Annotated in this window: 7 protein-coding genes; 2 read left to right on the top strand and 5 right to left on the bottom strand. The window is 36.8% G+C overall.

Annotated elements, in window-relative coordinates; all coding sequences use genetic code 11:
• Positions 1 to 2 precede the first annotated feature (2 nt).
• From CY0110_RS13505 to CY0110_RS29280, 5 genes are all read right to left on the bottom strand, one after another.
• Positions 3 to 2,243 (bottom strand): ATP-binding protein, encoded by a 2,241-nt coding sequence (locus CY0110_RS13505; RefSeq protein WP_008276006.1) that lies wholly within the window; start codon positions 2,241 to 2,243, stop codon positions 3 to 5.
• A 62-nt stretch (positions 2,244 to 2,305) separates the two neighbouring features.
• Positions 2,306 to 12,979 (bottom strand): PAS domain S-box protein, encoded by a 10,674-nt coding sequence (locus CY0110_RS29955; RefSeq protein WP_008276005.1) that lies wholly within the window; start codon positions 12,977 to 12,979, stop codon positions 2,306 to 2,308.
• The gene (locus tag CY0110_RS31400) at positions 12,949 to 14,076 is read right to left on the bottom strand and encodes a serine/threonine-protein kinase (RefSeq protein WP_008276004.1); all 1,128 of its coding nucleotides are present in this window, start codon (positions 14,074 to 14,076) and stop codon (positions 12,949 to 12,951) included. The genes CY0110_RS29955 and CY0110_RS31400 overlap by 31 nt, the downstream gene beginning before the upstream one ends.
• A gap of 148 nt (positions 14,077 to 14,224) precedes the next feature.
• Positions 14,225 to 15,544, bottom strand: coding sequence for a putative bifunctional diguanylate cyclase/phosphodiesterase (locus tag CY0110_RS13495; RefSeq protein ID WP_157464576.1), 1,320 nt, complete (start codon positions 15,542 to 15,544; stop codon positions 14,225 to 14,227).
• The gene (locus CY0110_RS29280) at positions 15,520 to 15,975 is read right to left on the bottom strand and encodes a response regulator (protein ID WP_008276002.1); all 456 of its coding nucleotides are present in this window, start codon (positions 15,973 to 15,975) and stop codon (positions 15,520 to 15,522) included. Before CY0110_RS29280 ends, CY0110_RS13495 begins: the two co-directional genes overlap by 25 nt.
• Positions 15,976 to 16,568: 593 nt before the next feature.
• Here CY0110_RS29280 and CY0110_RS13485 point away from each other — a divergent pair.
• Both CY0110_RS13485 and CY0110_RS13480 read left to right on the top strand, forming a co-directional pair.
• Positions 16,569 to 17,819 (top strand): sensor histidine kinase, encoded by a 1,251-nt coding sequence (locus tag CY0110_RS13485; protein WP_008276001.1) that lies wholly within the window; start codon positions 16,569 to 16,571, stop codon positions 17,817 to 17,819.
• Positions 17,820 to 17,929: 110 nt separating this feature from the next.
• Positions 17,930 to 18,963 (top strand): Era-like GTP-binding protein (locus CY0110_RS13480; RefSeq protein ID WP_008276000.1); only part of this gene is annotated, 1,034 nt, incomplete at its 3' end.

Genomic DNA, 18,963 nt, shown 5'->3' with positions numbered 1-18,963 from the left:
TTTCACAGGTAAAATTGACTCAAAAATTTGCGAATTGCGTCAAGATCAAACGCTTCAGCTAACTCATTGAGATGATCGGCAAACACAGCCCATTGTGGAGCTTGGTGTTTTAATTGTTGAGCAACTTTAGCAATGGCTAAAATTCGTCCTTTATTAACTAGATCAGTGATTTGATTAATGATTTCAACAGGAGGAGCAATTAATTCTAAAGTTTCTTCTGGCTTAAATATTGACTCATAAATCCATTCCAATTGAAGATATTTTTGAAGGTTAGATAATAATAATCTAGTATCTACAGGTTTAGGTAAAAACTCGTTACAACCTGCTTCTAAACTTTCGTGCTGTTGCATCTTAGAAACACTAGCTGAAAGAGCAATAATTGGAATACATTTAAGTTCTGGTATTTTTCGTATTTCTTGAATGGCTTCTATGCCACTTTTCAGAGGCATAATAATATCAGTTAAAATCAAGTCAGGGCTTATTTGTTGAGCAAGGTCTACTTCTTGTTGACCATTGTAAGCCATTATAACTTCAAACCCTATAGGTTCAAGAAGATATTGTAAGATTAAGCAATTATCAATATTATCATCTGCTATAAGAATTTTTCGTTTTTTTCCTCGATAACCTTTGATAGTCTCTAAAAAATCAGATTGAAATTTTAAGTTAGTTTTTATCACTGGTAAGGCAATATCAAACCAGAATTTTGATCCTTGATTTACTTTACTTTCAACCTTTAATTCTCCCCCCATTAACTCAATGAGTTGCTTACTGATAGCTAAGCCTAAACCTGTCCCTTCTGAACGATGTTGAACATTTCCTACTTGTTCAAAAGGTTTAAATACTGTTTCTAAATATTCTTCATTAATACCTACACCTGTATCAATAATTTCAAAACGAAATGTTTGATTAATCGTTAAAGATAAGGGAGTTACTTGAACTTTAAATATTACCTTACCCTGATCCGTAAATTTAACTCCATTGCCTAAGAGGTTCAGAAGAATTTGACGTAATCGTTTCTCGTCAACTTGAACCGCTTTGGGTAAATTTGGGTCAGGTAAATAGACTAAGACAATATCTTTTTGTCTTGCCTTAGTATGAATCATCTCTACAACCGTATTTAAGAAAGTATGAAAATCTATATCTGTAGGATACAAATCTAATTTCCGAGCTTCAATTTTAGATAGGTCAAGAAGATCATTAATTAAAGTCAATAGATGATTGCCACTGTTATGAATAATCCTTAAGCCATCAGTTTGTAAAGGGGTTAGGTTACTATTGCGCTCTAGTATTTGAGCGTAGCCGAGAATACCATTAAGGGGAGTCCGCAACTCATGGCTAATGTTAGAGAGAAAGTCGCTTTTGGCTTGGTTCGCCTCATCGGCCATTTTTTTAGCTTTTTCTAACTGCTCAGTATACTCCTGTTTTTCTTGCAATAGTTCTTTCATGCGTCGCAACAATTGATTGAAGGAGTCCGCTAATACCTCAACTTCATCCTTCGTTTTAATGTTAGCTTGTCGGTCAAAATTAGATTCTTGGGTTACCGTTTTTGCTATTTCAGTTAAGGTTTGAATGGGACTGGCAATAGTTTGGCTAGTGTAAATAGCCAGAATTATCGCAATAGCAATTGATAAACTCAATCCCACTATGATAATTTGGGTGCGGAGGTTTTCTGCTTTCTCAAGCTCAACTTCAGCGTTTTCTTCTTGTTGTTGAGCCTGGTGATAAAATTTTTCTAGATGATCGGGAAATTCAATAAAGGCAACGAATTCTGGACTCTTGACTAATTCGACTAATAATTCTTCCGCCTCTCGATTTTTTTCTGGAGTAGTGGTTAGAGGCTGTACTTGGTTAGAGAATTTTGTAAGTTTTTGAGCAAATTGAGTAACGATGATTTCGTATTGCTTTAAAGCCTCCTGCAAACCTTCAAGTTTAGTTGGTTTTCCTGAATTATTATATGTAACAAGTAAAAGACGAATTTGCTCAACCCGTCTCATTAAAGCAGTCATCTCTTGGTCAAAGATTTCGGGTTGTTTGAGATAGGGCGATAACTGCTTTGCTGGTCGATTATATAAGATATCAACTTGTAAAGTTCCTAAGAGTTTGCGTTCTGTGGAAGCAACTTTTCTATACTCTAAAGCTTGCTGTTGATAATGGTTGCCAACCATAAGTCCGATTAATGTTTCAGCAAAACAAATCCCTAAAACAATTGCGTATCCATAAATAATCTTGTTTCTTATAATCATTGTTCGAGGCTTATTATCTAATAAAAAAGTTATCCTGAAATCATATTAAGTTGCTTCAAAATTTAAGACGAATATTGAGCTAAAAATCGACGAATTTGTTCAAGGTCAAATGCTTCTGCTAATTCAGTGAGACGCTCAGCAAAGACTGTCCATTGTGGATCTTGCTGTTTTAATTGCTGGGCTACTTCAGCAATAACTAGAATCCGTCCTTTATTGACCAAATCAGTCAGTTGATTAATAATTTCAACAGGAGGCACAATTAATTCTGAAGTCGATTTTGCTTCGGGACTTGACTCATAAATCCATTGTAAATTTAGGTGCATTTGTAACTGTTGAAACATCGTTTCTGCTTCTATGGGTTTAGGAAGAAAATCATCACACCCCACCGCTTGACACTTTTGGCGATCGCTCTGAGAAACATTAGCAGAAGAAGAAATCACAACAATATCTTGTCCTTGAGGTAATTGACGTAGCTGTTTAACCATTTCCCAACCATTCATTTCTGGCATAATTAAATCAACAATGATCAGATCAGGTTGCCACTCAATTACTTTGTTTAATCCTTCTTTTCCATTACTGGCTTCTTCACAAATAAATCCTAAAAGTTCTAATAAACTAACGATCACAGCCCGATTATCAGCCAGATCATCTACCACTAATATTTTTTTATTTTCCCCTTCATAACCAACAATTGCAGAAGATTGAGGAACTGTTTCTACAGTCATTGTTTGATTTTGACTCCATGAAGCAATGGGAAGAATAAAGGAAAAAATACTACCCACTCCCAAGGTACTTTCAACCGTTAATTGAGTCCCCATCATTTGTAGCAGTTTTTGACTAATAGCTAAGCCTAATCCTGTCCCTTCTGCCTTTTGAGAAAGAGAGCCAACTTGTTCAAAAGGTAGAAAAATTCTATCGAGTTGTTCGGCAGAAATACCAACTCCAGTATCTTCAATTTCAAACTGTAAAAAGCCGTTATGATTAGTTCGTGAGCTTGTGAAACTAACTCGAAACTTGATACTTCCTAAGGAAGTAAATTTAATAGCATTGCCCAGTAAATTGAGTAAAACTTGTCTTAACCGCTTTTGATCCGTATTAATAACTGTTGGTAAAGACGAAGGTCTTTCATAAGTAAAAGTCAGAGATTTTTGTTCCGCTTTGATTCGACAAATTTCCACTACTCCTTGTAAAAAACTATTGAGAGGAAATTCTTGGCAATAAAGTTCCATTCTGCCTGCTTCAATTTTAGAAATATCTAAAATATCTTCAATTAAGGTCAGTAAATGAGAACCACATTGATAAATGACTTGAATATTACTTTTGTGATCTGAGGATAATTGAGGGGAACGTTGTAAAATTTGGGCATAACCCATGATGCCGTTGAGTGGAGTCCGCAATTCATGGCTCATATTGGCTAAAAAAGCACTTTTGGCTTGGTTAGCTTCTTCAGCTAGTTCTTTGGCCTGTTGCAATTGGGCGGTACGTTCTAACACTCTTTGTTCTAGTTGGTTATTGGCCTCCTTCAGCGCAACTTCAGCTTGTTTACGTTGGCTAATATCCTCTACACACGACCAGATATACTGTTCTCCATTTCTTTCTACGATTAACCCCGATAAAGCCACAGGAACCAAAGAACCATCTTTGCGAATATATTCTTTTTCAAAGGCATATCGTCCCGTTTTGGCCATACTTTCTAACTGGGCTGCTTCAGCCTCAGCGTATGTTTCAGGAGTGATTTCCCAATAGGTTAAATTAAGGGTTTCTTCCACTGTGCGACCCAAAATAGCTGCATAGGCGGGATTAACATCCACAAGGGTTCCATCCATGCGACAGAGAACTAAGCCAATGGTAGAGGTTTCAAACAAGGTACGATTATATTCTTCACTTTGACGTAACGCTTTTTCTGCTGCTTTGCGATCGCTAATATCTCGTACCCCAGCTAAAATGACATCTTTTTCTCCTAACGAAACTTTGCGTAGAGCAACTTCTGCATCAAACGTTGAATTATCATCAAACCGTTTGCCTTTCCATTCAAATCGCAGAGATTTCCCTTGTGCGACATTGTTAAAGATTTCTGCTAACTGGTCAATAGGTGCTTCCTCGGCAGCAAAATCAGCCACGGACCTAGCCAGGATGTTTTCCCGACTTGTGCCTAGTAGTTCCACAACCCGATCATTAATATCGAGGAAACGACCGTCTAAATCGTGGATGAATAGGGCATCGTAACTGTTGTTGAAAAGAGTCCGCAAATCCTGTTCAGATCGCTTTAAAGCTGCTTCGGCTGCTTTGCGATCGCTGATATCTCTAGCAATACCAATGACACCAATAATTTGACCTTGAGGATCATACCAAGGACTTTTCGTGGTGAGATAGGTTCGCATTCCTTGGGGATGAGGAAGGGTTTCTTCAAAGGTTTCTGACCTACCCAATTGTATAATTCGCTGATCGTTTTCTTTTAAGTAGGCTGCAATATCAGGACTCCAACGCTCATCGTTATTCTTTCCGAGAAGGGTTTCAATAGGCTGATTAAACACTTCGGCAAAGGTTGAATTGCCAACCACAATTCGTCCTTGTAAGTCTTTAACAAAAACCACATCAGGGGTACTTTCAATCACTGAGCGCAAAATGATATTGCTTTCTTGTAGTTCTTGTTCCGTTTGTTTGCGTTGAGTAATATCAACACAAGCCCCCGCCATGTAACAGGGATTACCCTGCTGATCGCAGAACAGTTTACCCTTATCAAAAAGCCAATGAATGCTGCCATCGGGCCAAACGACCCGAAACTCTTCTTCAAAATCTACCCCTTCTTGTAGAGAACGATTACAAGCGTCAATGACCGTCTGACGATCATCAGGATGGACTAAAGTGATAAATTCATCCAACTCATGGGCTGTTGCTCCCAGAGGCAGGCCAAATAAACGGTTCAGGTTATCATCCCATTCCAACTGCTTCGTAGCGATATACCAGCGAAACGTCCCTGTTTCAGAGGCATCTAACGCTGCACGCAACTGTTCTTCCCGTTTTATTAGCTGTTCTTCAATTGACTTGCGATCGCTAATATCGGTATGGGTTCCTAACATCCGCAACGGTTGTCCTGACTCATCCCAAGCAACGATTTTGCCAACGGATAAAATCCATTTCCACTTACCCTGTTGAGTTTGTTGGCGGAATTCCACTCGGTAATCAGTGATCGTTCCTGCAACATAGTTTAAATAAACATTGGTCACTCTTTCTACATCATCGGGATGTAACCGTTCAATCCACTTCCCATTAGTTTCTTCAAATGTAGCGGGATCATAACCTAACATGGTGGCATATTCAGCACTAACAATGGCTTTCCCTGTGGTTAAATTAAGATCATAAAGTCCTTGATTGGCTGATTTGAGGGCTAAGCGTAGGCGTTCTTCACTTTCTTCGAGGGCTTGCTCGGCTTGTTTGCGTTCGGTGACATCATCATAACAACCTAGTACCCCGACCACTTCTCCCTGGGTATTGGTTAAAGGAATTTTACTACTACGTATCCATATATTTTCACCCGCTAAATTGTTGGTTGGCTCCTCATAATTTAATTGAGGGGTGCGTGTATTCATCACCCTGGCATCATCAGCGCGATAGAGATCGCCCCATTTTGCCCAGGGTAATTCTAGATCAGTTTTACCAACAATATCTGCATGGGTCAGTTGGTAGTCATTGGCAAACGCGGGATTACAGCCTAAAAATCTCGATTGGCGATCTTTCCAAAAGACCCGTTGAGGAATGGTGTCTAGCACCAGTTTAAACATATTGCGAGATTCTTCTAATGCTTGTTCAGCTTCTTTGCGATCGCTAATATCCACGGCCGTACCAACAATGCGGTAAATATTCCCTTCTGAATTTTTCAAGGGATTTAAGGTGGTCAGCGTCCAAACGACCCCATTGGGTAAATCAAGATGTTCTTCATACTGGATGGCTTTCCCTGTCTCCAAACAACGACAATAATTTTGGCAAAAATGCTGTCCTATTTCTTCTCCCAGAACTTCGACGGGGTGTTTCCCTAACACATCAACAGCCCGCAAGCCTGACATTTTCTCACTGGCAAGATTCCAACCTGCATAACGGAATTGGTTATCAGGAAGAACTTCAACGACGAAAATTGGCATTTCTGCCCCTTCATAAATGCTGCGGAGAAATTGTTCTTGTTGGGCTAGTTGTGCTTCAGCGCGTTTGCGATCGCTGATATCCTGATAGGTTCCCAATACACCAATCACTTCCCCTTCTAGGTTACGCAAGGGCAGTTTATTGGTTTCGAGCCAGATAGTTGAACCATCTGCCGTTAATTGAGGCTCAATAATCCCTAATTTGGCTTGACCAGAATCCATCACTTGCCGATCATCAGCACGATATAAATCCGCTTCTGTTGAAGCCCAAGGCATATCGTAGTCAGTTTTGCCGATAATTTCTTCAGGGGAAGCTAACTCAGCCCCTAACATAAATGTACGGTTACACCCCAAAAATCTCGATTGACGATCCTTCCAAAATACGTTGAGAGGGAAAGTGTCTAAAACAGTTTGTAGGAACCTTTGAGATTCTTGTAAGGCGATTTGTGCCTGTTGACGTTCGCGGAAGGCTGCTTGCTTTTGGCTAATGTCTCGGACACCGACTAGAATCACGGGACGATTACCGAGGGCGAGGGATCGCATGGATATTTCGGCATCGAATAAAGTGCGATCGCCTAACCGTCTTCCTTCCCATTCAAACTGTACTGTTTCTCCCTGTTGTAACCGTTCTAAGTATTCAGGAATGAGTTCGAGGGCGTTATTAGAAGTCCTGAAATCATTCATCGTAGCTGCGAGAAGTTGTTCTCGCGTGACACCATGTAATTCTAAGGCGCGATGATTTACATCCAGGAGTGTCCCATCCCCATCATAGATAAAGAGGGCATCGTAAACATTGTTAAAAATAGCGCGTAAATCCTGTTCAGATCGGGCTAATTCCTCGGTACGTTCGTAAACACGCTGTTCTAGTTCTTCGTTCAATTGTTGCAGCGCAATTTCTGCTTCTTTACGGGCTTGAATATCTCGCCCAACGGATTGATACTCAAGGAAGTTACCTGTATCGTCAAACAGGATGCGATTAACCCATTGAGTCCAACGAATTTCACCGTTAACGATGATCCGATTTTCAATAATGGTAATGGGATTGTCTGGGCTTAAAGTGCTAACTTGTTGCATGACCCGTTCTCGGTCGGGTTCATAAATCACGGGTTGATAGTTTTGACCGATGATATCTGAAGCGTTGACTCCAAAATAACGACAAAAAGCTTCATTGACAAAAAGAATTGTCCCATCAGGGAGGAAACGGGAAATAAATTCTGTCTGATCTTGTACAATTCCGCGATAACGGGTTTCACTGTCCTGTAATTGTTTTTCGGCGGTTTTGCGATCTGTAATATCTTCAATACTTGACCAGATAAATTTCTCTCCATGACGTTCAATAATGCGTCCAGAAAGACGTACTGGTACTAAATAACCCTCTTTATGAATGTATTCTTTTTCATAAGGACCATAATACCCTGTTTCTTCTAACTGCTTGAGCATCACTTGCTCCTGTTCGCTGTAGCTTTCTGGAGTTATCTGCCAATAACTTAATTGCTGGGTTTCTGCCAGGCTATAACCAATGATGGCAGCAAAGGCAGGGTTAAGTTCCACAAAATTGCCATCCATGCGACATAGCAATAGACCAATGGGAGAAGTTTCAAAGAGGGTACGAACATATTGTTCACTGTCTTGTAGGGCTTGTTCGGCAGCTTTGCGATCGCTGATATCCTGAATTTGAGAGATAAAATAGAGGGGTTCTCCTTGATGATCTCGCACGAGAGAAACATTTAACAAAATCCAGATAATATCTCCCTGTTTATGAATGTATCGCTTCTCCATCTTGTAGGTAACAATTTCCCCAGCCAGCATCTGTCTGACGAAATTAAGATCGATGTCTAAGTCATCGGGATGGGTAATGTCTTGAAAAGTAGTATTGAGCAATTCTGCTTCGGAATAACCAATAATCTCACATAAACTAGAATTCACTTTTAACCATTGTCCTTCTGGCGACACTAACCCCATACCAATAGAGGCATAGTCAAAGGCTTGACGAAAGCGTTCTTCACTTTCTTGTAGGGCGATTTCTTTTTGTTTGCGATCGCTAATATCGGTGATACTTCCCACATACCCTGTAACGTTACCTTGATGGTCGGTTTCTTCCGTTGCTTGTACCACTAACCAAATCACCGTTCCATCAGGCTTCTGAAAGCGACAGTCAGTGTTAAAAGGCATTTGTCGGTTTTGGGCTGCTTGATCCCATTCCTGCATCATCCGTTCTCGGTCATCGGGATGCAATGCGTTTACCCATCCCTGTCCTTGGGCATCTTCTGGGGTCAGTCCCGCCATCTCGCACCAACGAGTATTGACGTAACAACAATTTCCTTGGGGGTCGGTACGAAAAATACCTGTGGGGGATAATTCTGTTAAGGTGGCATATCGGCGTTCACTGGCTTGTAGTTTTTGTTCGGCAATTTTTCGTTGTTCTATATCTTCAATGACCCCCACAAAATATTGAGGGGTTCCTGTTGCATCTCGGACTAAGGAAGCGGTTGTATTAGACCACGTTATTTGTCCATCCCGTTTGACATAGCGTTTTTCAACGCTATAAGCATTAACTTCCCCGCTAACTAACTGCTGTGCATAGGTTTTAGTGTCGGGTAAATCGTCGGGATAGGTAATTTCTTGGAAGGTTTTGCCACGCAATTCCGATTCTTGATAGTCTAAAATGTCACAGAATTTTTGATTGACAGTGATAAACTGTCCTGTCATTGACGCTAGGGCAATGCCTACGGCTGCGTGTTCAAAAAAGACTCGGAAACGGGCTTCACTTTCTTGTAGGGCGATTTCCGCTTGTTTACGCTGCGTGATTTCAAAGCGAATGGCCATATATTGGAAGGGTTTTCCTGCTTCATCAAGAAATGGCACAATCACTGTATCGACCCAATAGTGAGATCCATCTTTGGCCTGATTTTTAATTTCTCCTTTCCAAACTTTCCCTTGACCAATGGTTGTCCAAAGTTCTTGAAAGAATGCGGGAGAATGATAACCAGAATTGACCAAATGATGGGTTTGTCCGATCAGTTCTTCTCTGTTGTATTGGAAGACTTCACAGAAGTGATCGTTAGCATAGGTAATCTTTCCTTGGGTATCTGTTATGGCAACAATAGCTGATTGATCGATAGAATATTTTAAATCGGAGAGTTCTTGTTGACTTATTTGAAGTTTCTTAGTTCGTTCTGCAACTCTTTGTTCTAATTCTTGATACAGGTAAGCATTGTCTAAGGCGATCGCACCTTGAGAACAAATAAATTTAATGGTTTCTAATCGATTAGGGGTAAAAGCATGGGGGGTGAGATTATTTTCTAAATACAGAATACCTAAGAGTTTATTTTGTTTCAGAATTGGCAAACAAGCGATGGATTTGGGTTGGTTATTAATAATATAATTATCGGAAGTAAACTTAATTTTATGGCTCGTATCATCTAAAATTAGAGGTTGTTTTTGGTTAGCAACGGTATTAATAATACTATGGGGTATTTCTTGAGTTTTAGAAATTTTTAAAGAAGAAAATAAGGTGATTTCTTCATCAGAAGCATAACCTAATGCTTCTAGAGTTAATTGATTATCTTTAGCTAAAATTAATGCACATTTTTGACTCCCTGAATTTTCTAAAATAACGTTAATTAATTTTTTGATTAAGACGTTAATATTAAGTTCTTCGGAAATAGCTTGTGCTGATTGTATTAGAGCCGACCAATCTAATAACCGAAAACTATCTGTTGGGGTTAAGGTTAAGGTGTTGTTGGTGAATTCAAGAATTGAGCGATCGCTCTTAAAAACAGGATTTAGTAAATTAGGATAACGTTGTTTTAAATCTTCAACTTTGGCTTTAGCACCCCAACGACTGTAACCTTCATACGCTTCAATGAGATAAACTTGAGCAATTTTTTCCTTCCCCCAGTCTAAATAAAATTTGGCAGCTAATTCATTGGCTAAAGCTTCGTGTTGAAGATGATTATTATTTTTGGCTTCAGTAATAGCAAGATCGTAATATTCAATAGCTGCTGCTTTATTGTCTAAAATTCTATTTTTTTCAGCTTCTACTAAATTATATTTATGCTGGAAATTAATAGGTGAAGATTGACAATAATAATACAATTTTTCTTGATTTTTATTGACTTTTAGTAGTAATTCATTTTGTCGAGATATTGCAGTCGTTTGATAACGAGCTAAGCGACATAAAGAATCATAGTAGTAAAATATGGGAACAGATAACATTCCTGTTGTTGCGTTCAGATGTTCTTCTGCTCGATGGGCATAGTCAATCGCTTCTGATAGGTTTCCCAATAAATAACTAAGCATTAATTGACTTAGAAAAAAGATATGAATTGACAAGTTATCTTTATCTTTAATCAGAGCAGGGAGTAATTGTTTTTCATGACAATATTGTCCTGTTAAATGGATTGAACTGTGCTGCCGTAATTCTGTTAAATTATGAATTGATTGGCTGATAATCGCTCCCCAACGAATAAAGCTATTATTGGCAATAATCTTATTGTAATCATCTTGAATTTCTGCTGATAGTTTTGATAAGTTTTCTGTGCCGATGATATAAGCATAAAGTAATTTAAAACGTAAAGATGCAGTGGCGTGAAGAATATCACCTGTCTCTAACCCTAATTCGTAAGATTTCTTTAAAGCAGTAAGGGTATTTTTAATCGGTTCTTTATGACAGCTAAGAAATCCTGCTACTTTAAACATCGTCATACTTCGGACAGTTTTACTGGGTAATCTTTCCAGCATTTTTAATGCTAACTGTCCAAATTGATAACCTTCTTCCAATTTATTTAAAACGGCACTAACTACAATGCCAAAATCCGCATAACCTGGGGCTGATAAAAGAGTATTTCCATACTGAAAACATAGAGAAACTACTTGACAACTAATAATGGGATATAAATAGGGAGCAGCATGATAAACTGAAGGGACAAGACTCGCCATAATTTGCATTGCTGTTGATGCTTTAGAATCGTCCATCATGGGCAAGTTGAGTAAATCTTCAATTTCCCTATCTGTTAAACTTGCCAGGGTATTTTCAACTTGTTGATAAATCTCTGAAGGGGTGACAGAATTAGGAAGGAACACCTCAAGTTGTTGCAAAATTTCACGACCTAGGATAACCGCTTCACTGTGTTGTCCTTGTATTTGATAGGCTTGCAATTTGACAGTATAAACGTTTGCTTTTTCCATAACCGTATTGGTATGGTCTAAAACAATTTGAATACAAGCCTCCATCTGCTGGAAATCACTATTTAAAAAAGCAACTTCTGTTGTTTCTTCATATAATTTTTTAGTCAAATCATATTCGGTTTCCCAAGCATTATTGGGTAATAGTTCTAGTCCTTTATTCAAGTAATTGAGGGCTGTTTCATAGGCAGTCGCCTCTTTTGCTTTACAAGCTGCTTGAAAATTTAATTGTTTTAATTGTTGTCGTTCTTCAGATTCAGTAATCAGAGAAATTTCATAATTTAATTGATTAACAATGGCAAAGATTTGGTTATCTATTTCAGTAGAAGAAAGATTGACTAATAAACACTGGCCAATCTGAAAATGAGTAGCTTTTTTTTGATGCTCTGGGATAAGATGATAAGCAGCCTGTTGAATGCGATCGTGTCTAAATTTATAAGTGGTAACTGAAGAAGTAATAATGGATTCTTGAGAAATCACCTCTCGATCTTGATAAAATTTATAAGTATCTGTTATGGGCAAAATTAACCCTTTTTCTAAAGCTATCCATAAATCGTTAGCTGTTTCTTGTTCTGTTTTTTGATTAATAATTGATAAGGTTTTTAATTCAAATTGATTACCAATACAAGCAGCTGATTTTAAAATATTTTGAGTGACTTTAGGTAACTTTTCTAATTGTTTGCCCATAAAGTCCACCACATTATCACTGGTGGTTAACTGTTTAATTTGTGCTAAATTACTTTCCCATCCTCTTTCCGATGAATTAAATTGAATCAATCCATCTTCATAAAACGATTTTAATAATTGAGTAGCAAAGAAGGGATTTCCTTGAGTTATTTGATAAATTAATTTGCTTAAAGGTTGAGCTTTTCGTTTGGGACAATTTAAGATGTCAGCAACGAGATGATTTAACGCTGTTTTGGATAAAGGAGTTAAAATAATGGTATTAATCGTAATCTCAGTTTTTTTTATCTCTTCTATGGCTAACATTAAGGGATGAAGGTTCGACACTTCATTATCTCGATACGCCCCAATTAACAATAAATGACAGTCTTTCGACTCACTCATTAAGTGTTTAAATAATTTTAATGATGCTGCATCTATCCATTGCAAATCGTCTAAAAACATGACTAAAGGATGCTCATTTGTAGCAATCACTTTAATTAAGTTTTGGAATAATAGATTTAAGCGGTTTTCGGCTGCTGTTCCCACTAATTCTATCGCTTCAGGTTGCTGACCGATAATTTGTTCTAATTCAGGGATTAAATCGATAAGAACTTGTCCATTATCTCCTAATGCTTCTAATATTTGCTGTTTCCACTGCTTTAATTGTTGTTGACTTTGGGACATTAATTGTTCAACCCAATTTTTTAGAGCTTGAACTAAAGCAAAAAAAGGAATATTTCGTTGCAATTGCTCATATTTTCCCTTAATAAAGTAGCCCTTTTGTCGTAAATGGGCTTATGAATTTCATTGACTAAGACAGTTTTTCCAATGCCAGAAAATCCTGTCACTAACATTAATTCTATGTTGGCAAAAGATTGAGATTGAGTAATTCTGTCAAAGGCAGCTAATAAAGTTTTAACTTCTGTTTCTCTTCCATACAATTTTTCAGAAATAATAAAGCGATCGCTGATATCTTTTGCGCCTAATGTAAAGGGTTTAATCTCTTTTTCGGTTGCTTGAATTTTCTCTAAATCATACCGTAACCCAAAGGCAGTTTGATAACGTTCTTCTGGGTTTTTTGACATTAATTTTAGAATCAGATTGCTAAGAATTTTAGGAATAGAATTATTAATTTGCTGAGGAGGAATCGGGGATTTAGCTAAGTGAGAATAAACCAATTCAGCAGGGTCTTGAGAAGTAAAAGGTAGCGTCCCTGTTAATAACTCATAAAAGGTCACTCCCAAGGCATAAAAATCACTGCGATAATCTACCCCTCGGTTCATTCTTCCTGTTTGTTCAGGTGCAATATAAGCGAGAGTTCCTTCTAAATTGGTTGGAGGTTGTAGTTGAATATATTCTTGAGGAAGTTGAGAAGCAATACTAAAATCAATGAGTTTAATTTGTAAGCTTTGAGGATGAACTAAAATATTCGCAGGATTGATATCTTTGTGAATAATTCTCTGTTGATGTAAGTCATCGAGGATGTTCGCTAGTTGAATCGCAATGGTTAAAAATTGTGCTAAAAAGTTACTATTATTTTCTAGTTTCCAAAATTCTTTTAAAGCGATTAATCCTTCATCTTCCATGACCATTGCTAAACCATTACCATAGGGATGTAAATGAAGGGGACGGACAATCCCTGAAAGATTGAGATGTTTCGTAATCGTATATTGATGACGAAATCTGACTAATTCGGAAAAAGAAGGAAAGTCTCGATGAAGTAGTTTAATAATAACAGGTTTTTTGTCTGCTTCTGATATACCTCTATAAATAAGGGTTCGGGGACTATTATAAATTTCTTCAATGAGTTGATAACCTTCTAAGGTAACTGGTTGATCTCTCATACTGATTTATTTGTATTTTCATTGTCTATCTTTAGTTTAACTTTTAACCTTAAAATTTGTGTTGTTTAAATCATAAGAATATTTTATTTTTAGCAGAAATGCTTGATTAAAACCCATTGTTAATGGGTTTTAAAAGTTGAAAGATATTTTACTCAAAAAATTGTTTTGTTGCCTGGTTATCAACTGGGGGAGAAAATAAATATCCCTGACCATACTCACAGCCTAAAACTTTCAGTTGTTCTAATTGCTTTTCTGTTTCGATACCCTCTGCAACCACTGTCATTCCTAAACTATGAGCTAAAGCAATCACTAACTTAACCGTTTCCCAATTTTTTGCCTCTTCAGTACGTCTGAGAAAAGAACGATCAATCTTTAAAGTATCAATGGGAAACTCATGTAAACGACTTAAAGATGAATAACCCACCCCAAAATCATCTACGCAAAGTTGAATCCCCAAAGCCTTAAGATTGTGTAATAATTCCACTGATGATCCATTTTTTTGTAATAAACAACTTTCTGTAATTTCTAACTTTAAATAACGAGGATCAATATTCGTATTCTTTAACACGGTTTTAATTTGCTTCACTAAATCAACTTGTTTAAGTTGAATTGCCGATAAATTAACATTGATAGACAATGAAAGATTATGGGCAAATTCACTTTGCCAAACCCTAAGTTGATCACAGGCTTCTTGTAAAACAAATAACCCCAAAGGAGAAATTAATCCCGTTTCTTCGGCAAGGGGAATAAACTTTGCAGGAGAAATCCAACCATGTTCAGGATGTTGCCACCGTGCTAAAGCTTCAAAGCTACTAACTTGTAATTGATCCCCCGCCAAGGAAAAAATAGGCTGGTAGTGAAGGCACAGTTCATTAGAATCTAACCCTCTGCGTAGATCGGTTTCTAAGGCTAATCTTTCTAAAACGCTGGCTTGCATGGTTGGATCAAAGACCACATAACGGTTTTTTCCCCCTGCTTTGGCACGATACATGGCAGCATCCGCATCTCGTAATATTTCTTCTGGATGTTTATAATTACTATCACTCAGGGCAATGCCAATACTACCTCCTGGACGAATTTCATAGTTATTTAACTCAAAGGGGGCTGACAAGGCTTCTTGAATACGTTGCGTCACTTGAATCACTTCATGAATATCTTCTACTTCTTCGAGTAAAATGGCAAATTCATCCCCGCCAAAACGAGCGACTGTATCTGAAGCTCGTAAATGATTTTGCAATGTTTGAGCCACTTGTTTGAGCAATTCATCTCCAGCAGAATGACCTAAACTATCATTGACAACTTTAAAATGATCAAGATCAATAAATAAGACTGCATAGGAATAACGAGAATATCGTTGAGACAACTGAATATTACGTTTGAGTAAATTAACAAACCAAGCTCGGTTGGGAAGATTGGTTAAAGCGTCGTGAAAAGCATCGTATTCTAATTTAGCCGAGCTTTTTCTAATTTTTCTTGGGTTTCTTTGATTTTTCTAACATATTGTAAGGTTTTTTTGAGAGTAATTTCTAAATCTTGAAAGTCAATAGGTTTGGTGAGAAAATCAAAAGCCCCACGATTCATGGCAGTTCTAATGTTACTCAGATCACTATAGGCTGAAACCACCACTGCTTTAAGGGTTTGGTTAATATCGGGTAATAAATCAAGGAGGGTTAAGCCATCTATTTCTGGCATATTGATGTCTGTTAAAACTACATCAATTTGATCTTCTTCGGTTAAATGTTCAATGGCTTCTGCTCCATTATGAACAAAGACAAAATCAAATTCTTTGGCACGAATTTTTTTCCTAAAACGTTGTTTAATTAAACGCTCTAATTCTATTTCATCATCCACGACTAAGATTTTGGGAGTTAAGGAAGAATCTGTCTTCATTTTTGTCATAATTTTACCCGTTTTTAAAAAGTCATTTTAACCTAATCTTAATTATAATACTCTATTAAAATAATAAAGTAATAAAAGAATCGAAAATACTTAGCATAATTTTCCTCATTTTGTAAAGATTTATTCTTAATTATCAGTATTATCACTGATAAATTAGTTTACTTTTAAAAGTTGGATCAAATGGATCGGTCAACTCAACAAAATAACATTAATCAATCAAGAATTAAGGGTTGATCTGGATTTTATTGATAAGTTTTAGCAAGATTGAACGAGATGTTTTAGGTAAATTTGCTGAATATTGCTCTTTTTTCAAAACCAAAATAATTAGCAATTTGATACAATTCAAATAGAAATCATTTTCATTTTTTTATGATTATATTGCTTAAATTCATTGTTTCTGTGATCCTAATCTCTATAAACTGTGACAAGTATTCTAACCTAATTGAGAAAAACCATTTATTATAAATACCATCATGAAAATCAAAATCTAAATTTTAATAAGAGCAGAAAGATTTAAAAAAATATTTTATTGATTTTCTTAAGATTTCACTTTCTCATTAATTAACCCTAACATTTCTTAATTTTGTTCACTCATGATTCTAGACTTGTCGAGAAAACACATTTTAATCGTAGATGATAAGCCTACAAATCTAAAAGTTTTAGCTACGACTTTAACCGAAGCAGGGTTAGATATTGCTGTGGCGACTAATGGAAAAATGGCCTTACAGCAGGTAGCGAATGATCCCCCAGAACTCATTTTATTAGATGTTCTCATGCCAGAAATAGACGGCTTTGAAACTTGTAAGCAACTTAAAGCTAACCCTGAAACTAAAGATATTCCAATTATCTTTATGACTGCCCTTTCAGATACCATCGATAAGGTCAGAGGTTTATCCTTAGGAGCGGTTGACTATATTACCAAACCCTTTGAAACAGAAGAAGTTATAGCAAGGATCAATACCCATCTACAGTTACGTTACTTATCTAAAACCGTTGAGCAAAAAAATCAGCAACTTACCGAAGCCCTAGAAAGACTAAATAAAACGCAACAACAATTAATTTACCAAGAAAAATTAGCAACAATAGGGGCTTTAACCGCAGGAATTGTTCATGAATTAAGAAATCCCCTCAATTTTGTCAAAAACTATGGAGAAGGTTCTGTTGAGTTACTTGATGATCTCTCAGAAGAGATTGAAAATAATGGATCTGACCTTAACGAAACAACAGTAGATTATATTAATGAACTGATAGGAGAGCTTCGAGAAAATGCTTTAACCATCACAAATAATGCTCAACGCGCAGAAAATGTCATTAAAGATATGTTATCCCAGTCAAGAAGTAATGGAACAGAAAAACAACCGACTTATTTGAACGCCTTATTAGATCAAGCTTTAAAATTAGTTTATAAAAGCAAGAATACTGAGGATAATATCAGTAACATACAAATACATAAAGATTATGATCAAACCATCGGCACAATTATGTTAATTAGTGGGAAAATGAGTCGTGCCTTTATTAATTTAATTGACAATGCTTTTTATGCCCTGCAAAAACGTAAACAACAATGTATTGAAAGTAATATTGAATATCGACCTCAACTGTGGCTAAAAACAGAAAATCTAGGAAATCAGATCAAAATCTACATCCGTGATAATGGTATTGGCATTCCTTCAGATATTCAAAACCAAATTTTTCGTCCCTTCTTTTCCACTAAACCCCTTCAACAAGGAACAGGTTTGGGACTATCATTAACCCGTGAAATTGTGGATACTCATGGAGGAACGTTAACCCTTCAAAATACCTCATCTGATATTACCGAATTTATCATCGAGATTCCTTATTGATACAAAAAACTTAAGTCTTGTTATATAATAAAAAAGAATGATAAATCAGAAGAGATTTAAACTAAATAAGCAACTAACTTCATCAATTATAAATTAGTCGGTCTTATTTTATGCCCCTTCCTCGTTTAATTATTTTAATTCTTGGCTTAAGTGTAATTATTGGATTAATTATCTGGTTAATTAACTCTATTTATCGACTTTATATATCAATTTCTTTTACGGCTCCCCTATTAGCTAATTTTCTCATTTTTCTAATTATGGGACTATTAGGACTGCTAATTTATGCCTTTATTTATTATTTTAATATCTTTTCTTCGCGTAAAGCGTCTCGTCATCGTAATAAGCGTTATACTAACCTCAAATTACCTGAACAAAAAACAGAAGCTGCTCAAGAAAACTTAAATGCAATTCGTCGACAACTGGAAACGATTCAAGATAAAGTGGCTCAAAAAGCCCTATTAAATCGTTCTCAAGAAATTGCCGAAAATTTAACGAGAGGGGAGTTAAAAGTTGTTATTTTTGGTACAGGTTCAGCAGGAAAAACATCCTTAGTTAATGCCTTATTAGGGGAAATTATCGGTCAAGTTCAAGCGACGATGGGAACCACAAAAATAGGAGAAACCTATTGTCTCAAATTAAAAGGTTTATCTAGAGAAATATTAATTACCGATACTCCTGGTATCCTTGAAGCAGGAATAGAAGGAACGGAAAGAGAACAGTTGGCCAGACAATTGGCAACTGAGGCGGATTTACTTTTATTTGTAGTGGATAATGATTTAAGACAATCAGAATATAAACCCTTACAAATTTTGGTAGATATTGGTAAGCGATCGCTATTAGTTTTCAATAAAGTGGATCTTTACACTGAAGAAGAAGAAAATCAAATCATCCAAAAACTCAAAGAAAGAGTTAAATCATTTATACCCGAACAAGACGTTATTTCCGTTGCAGCTAATCCTCAAACGTTTGCATCAGAAACAGGTCAAACCATACAACCGTCTCCTGATATTCTTCCTTTAATTAAACGTTTAGCAGCTATTTTAAGGGCAGAAGGAGAAGACTTAATTGCTGATAATATCTTATTACAATCCCAACGGTTAGGAGAAGAAGCTAGAAATCTCATCGATCGCCAACGAAAACGACA

This window comes from Crocosphaera chwakensis CCY0110 (genome assembly GCF_000169335.1).
Taxonomy (GTDB): domain Bacteria; phylum Cyanobacteriota; class Cyanobacteriia; order Cyanobacteriales; family Microcystaceae; genus Crocosphaera; species Crocosphaera chwakensis.
Note: the sequence above shows the minus strand (reverse complement) of the source record. Positions and strands in the feature narration are given on the sequence as shown.

Coding starts and splice junctions, on each gene's coding strand:
- CY0110_RS13505 (WP_008276006.1), bottom strand. CDS start 2,243: ATGATTATAAGAAACAAGATTATTTATGGATACGCAATTGTTTTAGGG.
- CY0110_RS31400 (WP_008276004.1), bottom strand. CDS start 14,076: ATGAGAGATCAACCAGTTACCTTAGAAGGTTATCAACTCATTGAAGAA.
- CY0110_RS29280 (WP_008276002.1), bottom strand. CDS start 15,975: ATGACAAAAATGAAGACAGATTCTTCCTTAACTCCCAAAATCTTAGTC.
- CY0110_RS13485 (WP_008276001.1), top strand. CDS start 16,569: ATGATTCTAGACTTGTCGAGAAAACACATTTTAATCGTAGATGATAAG.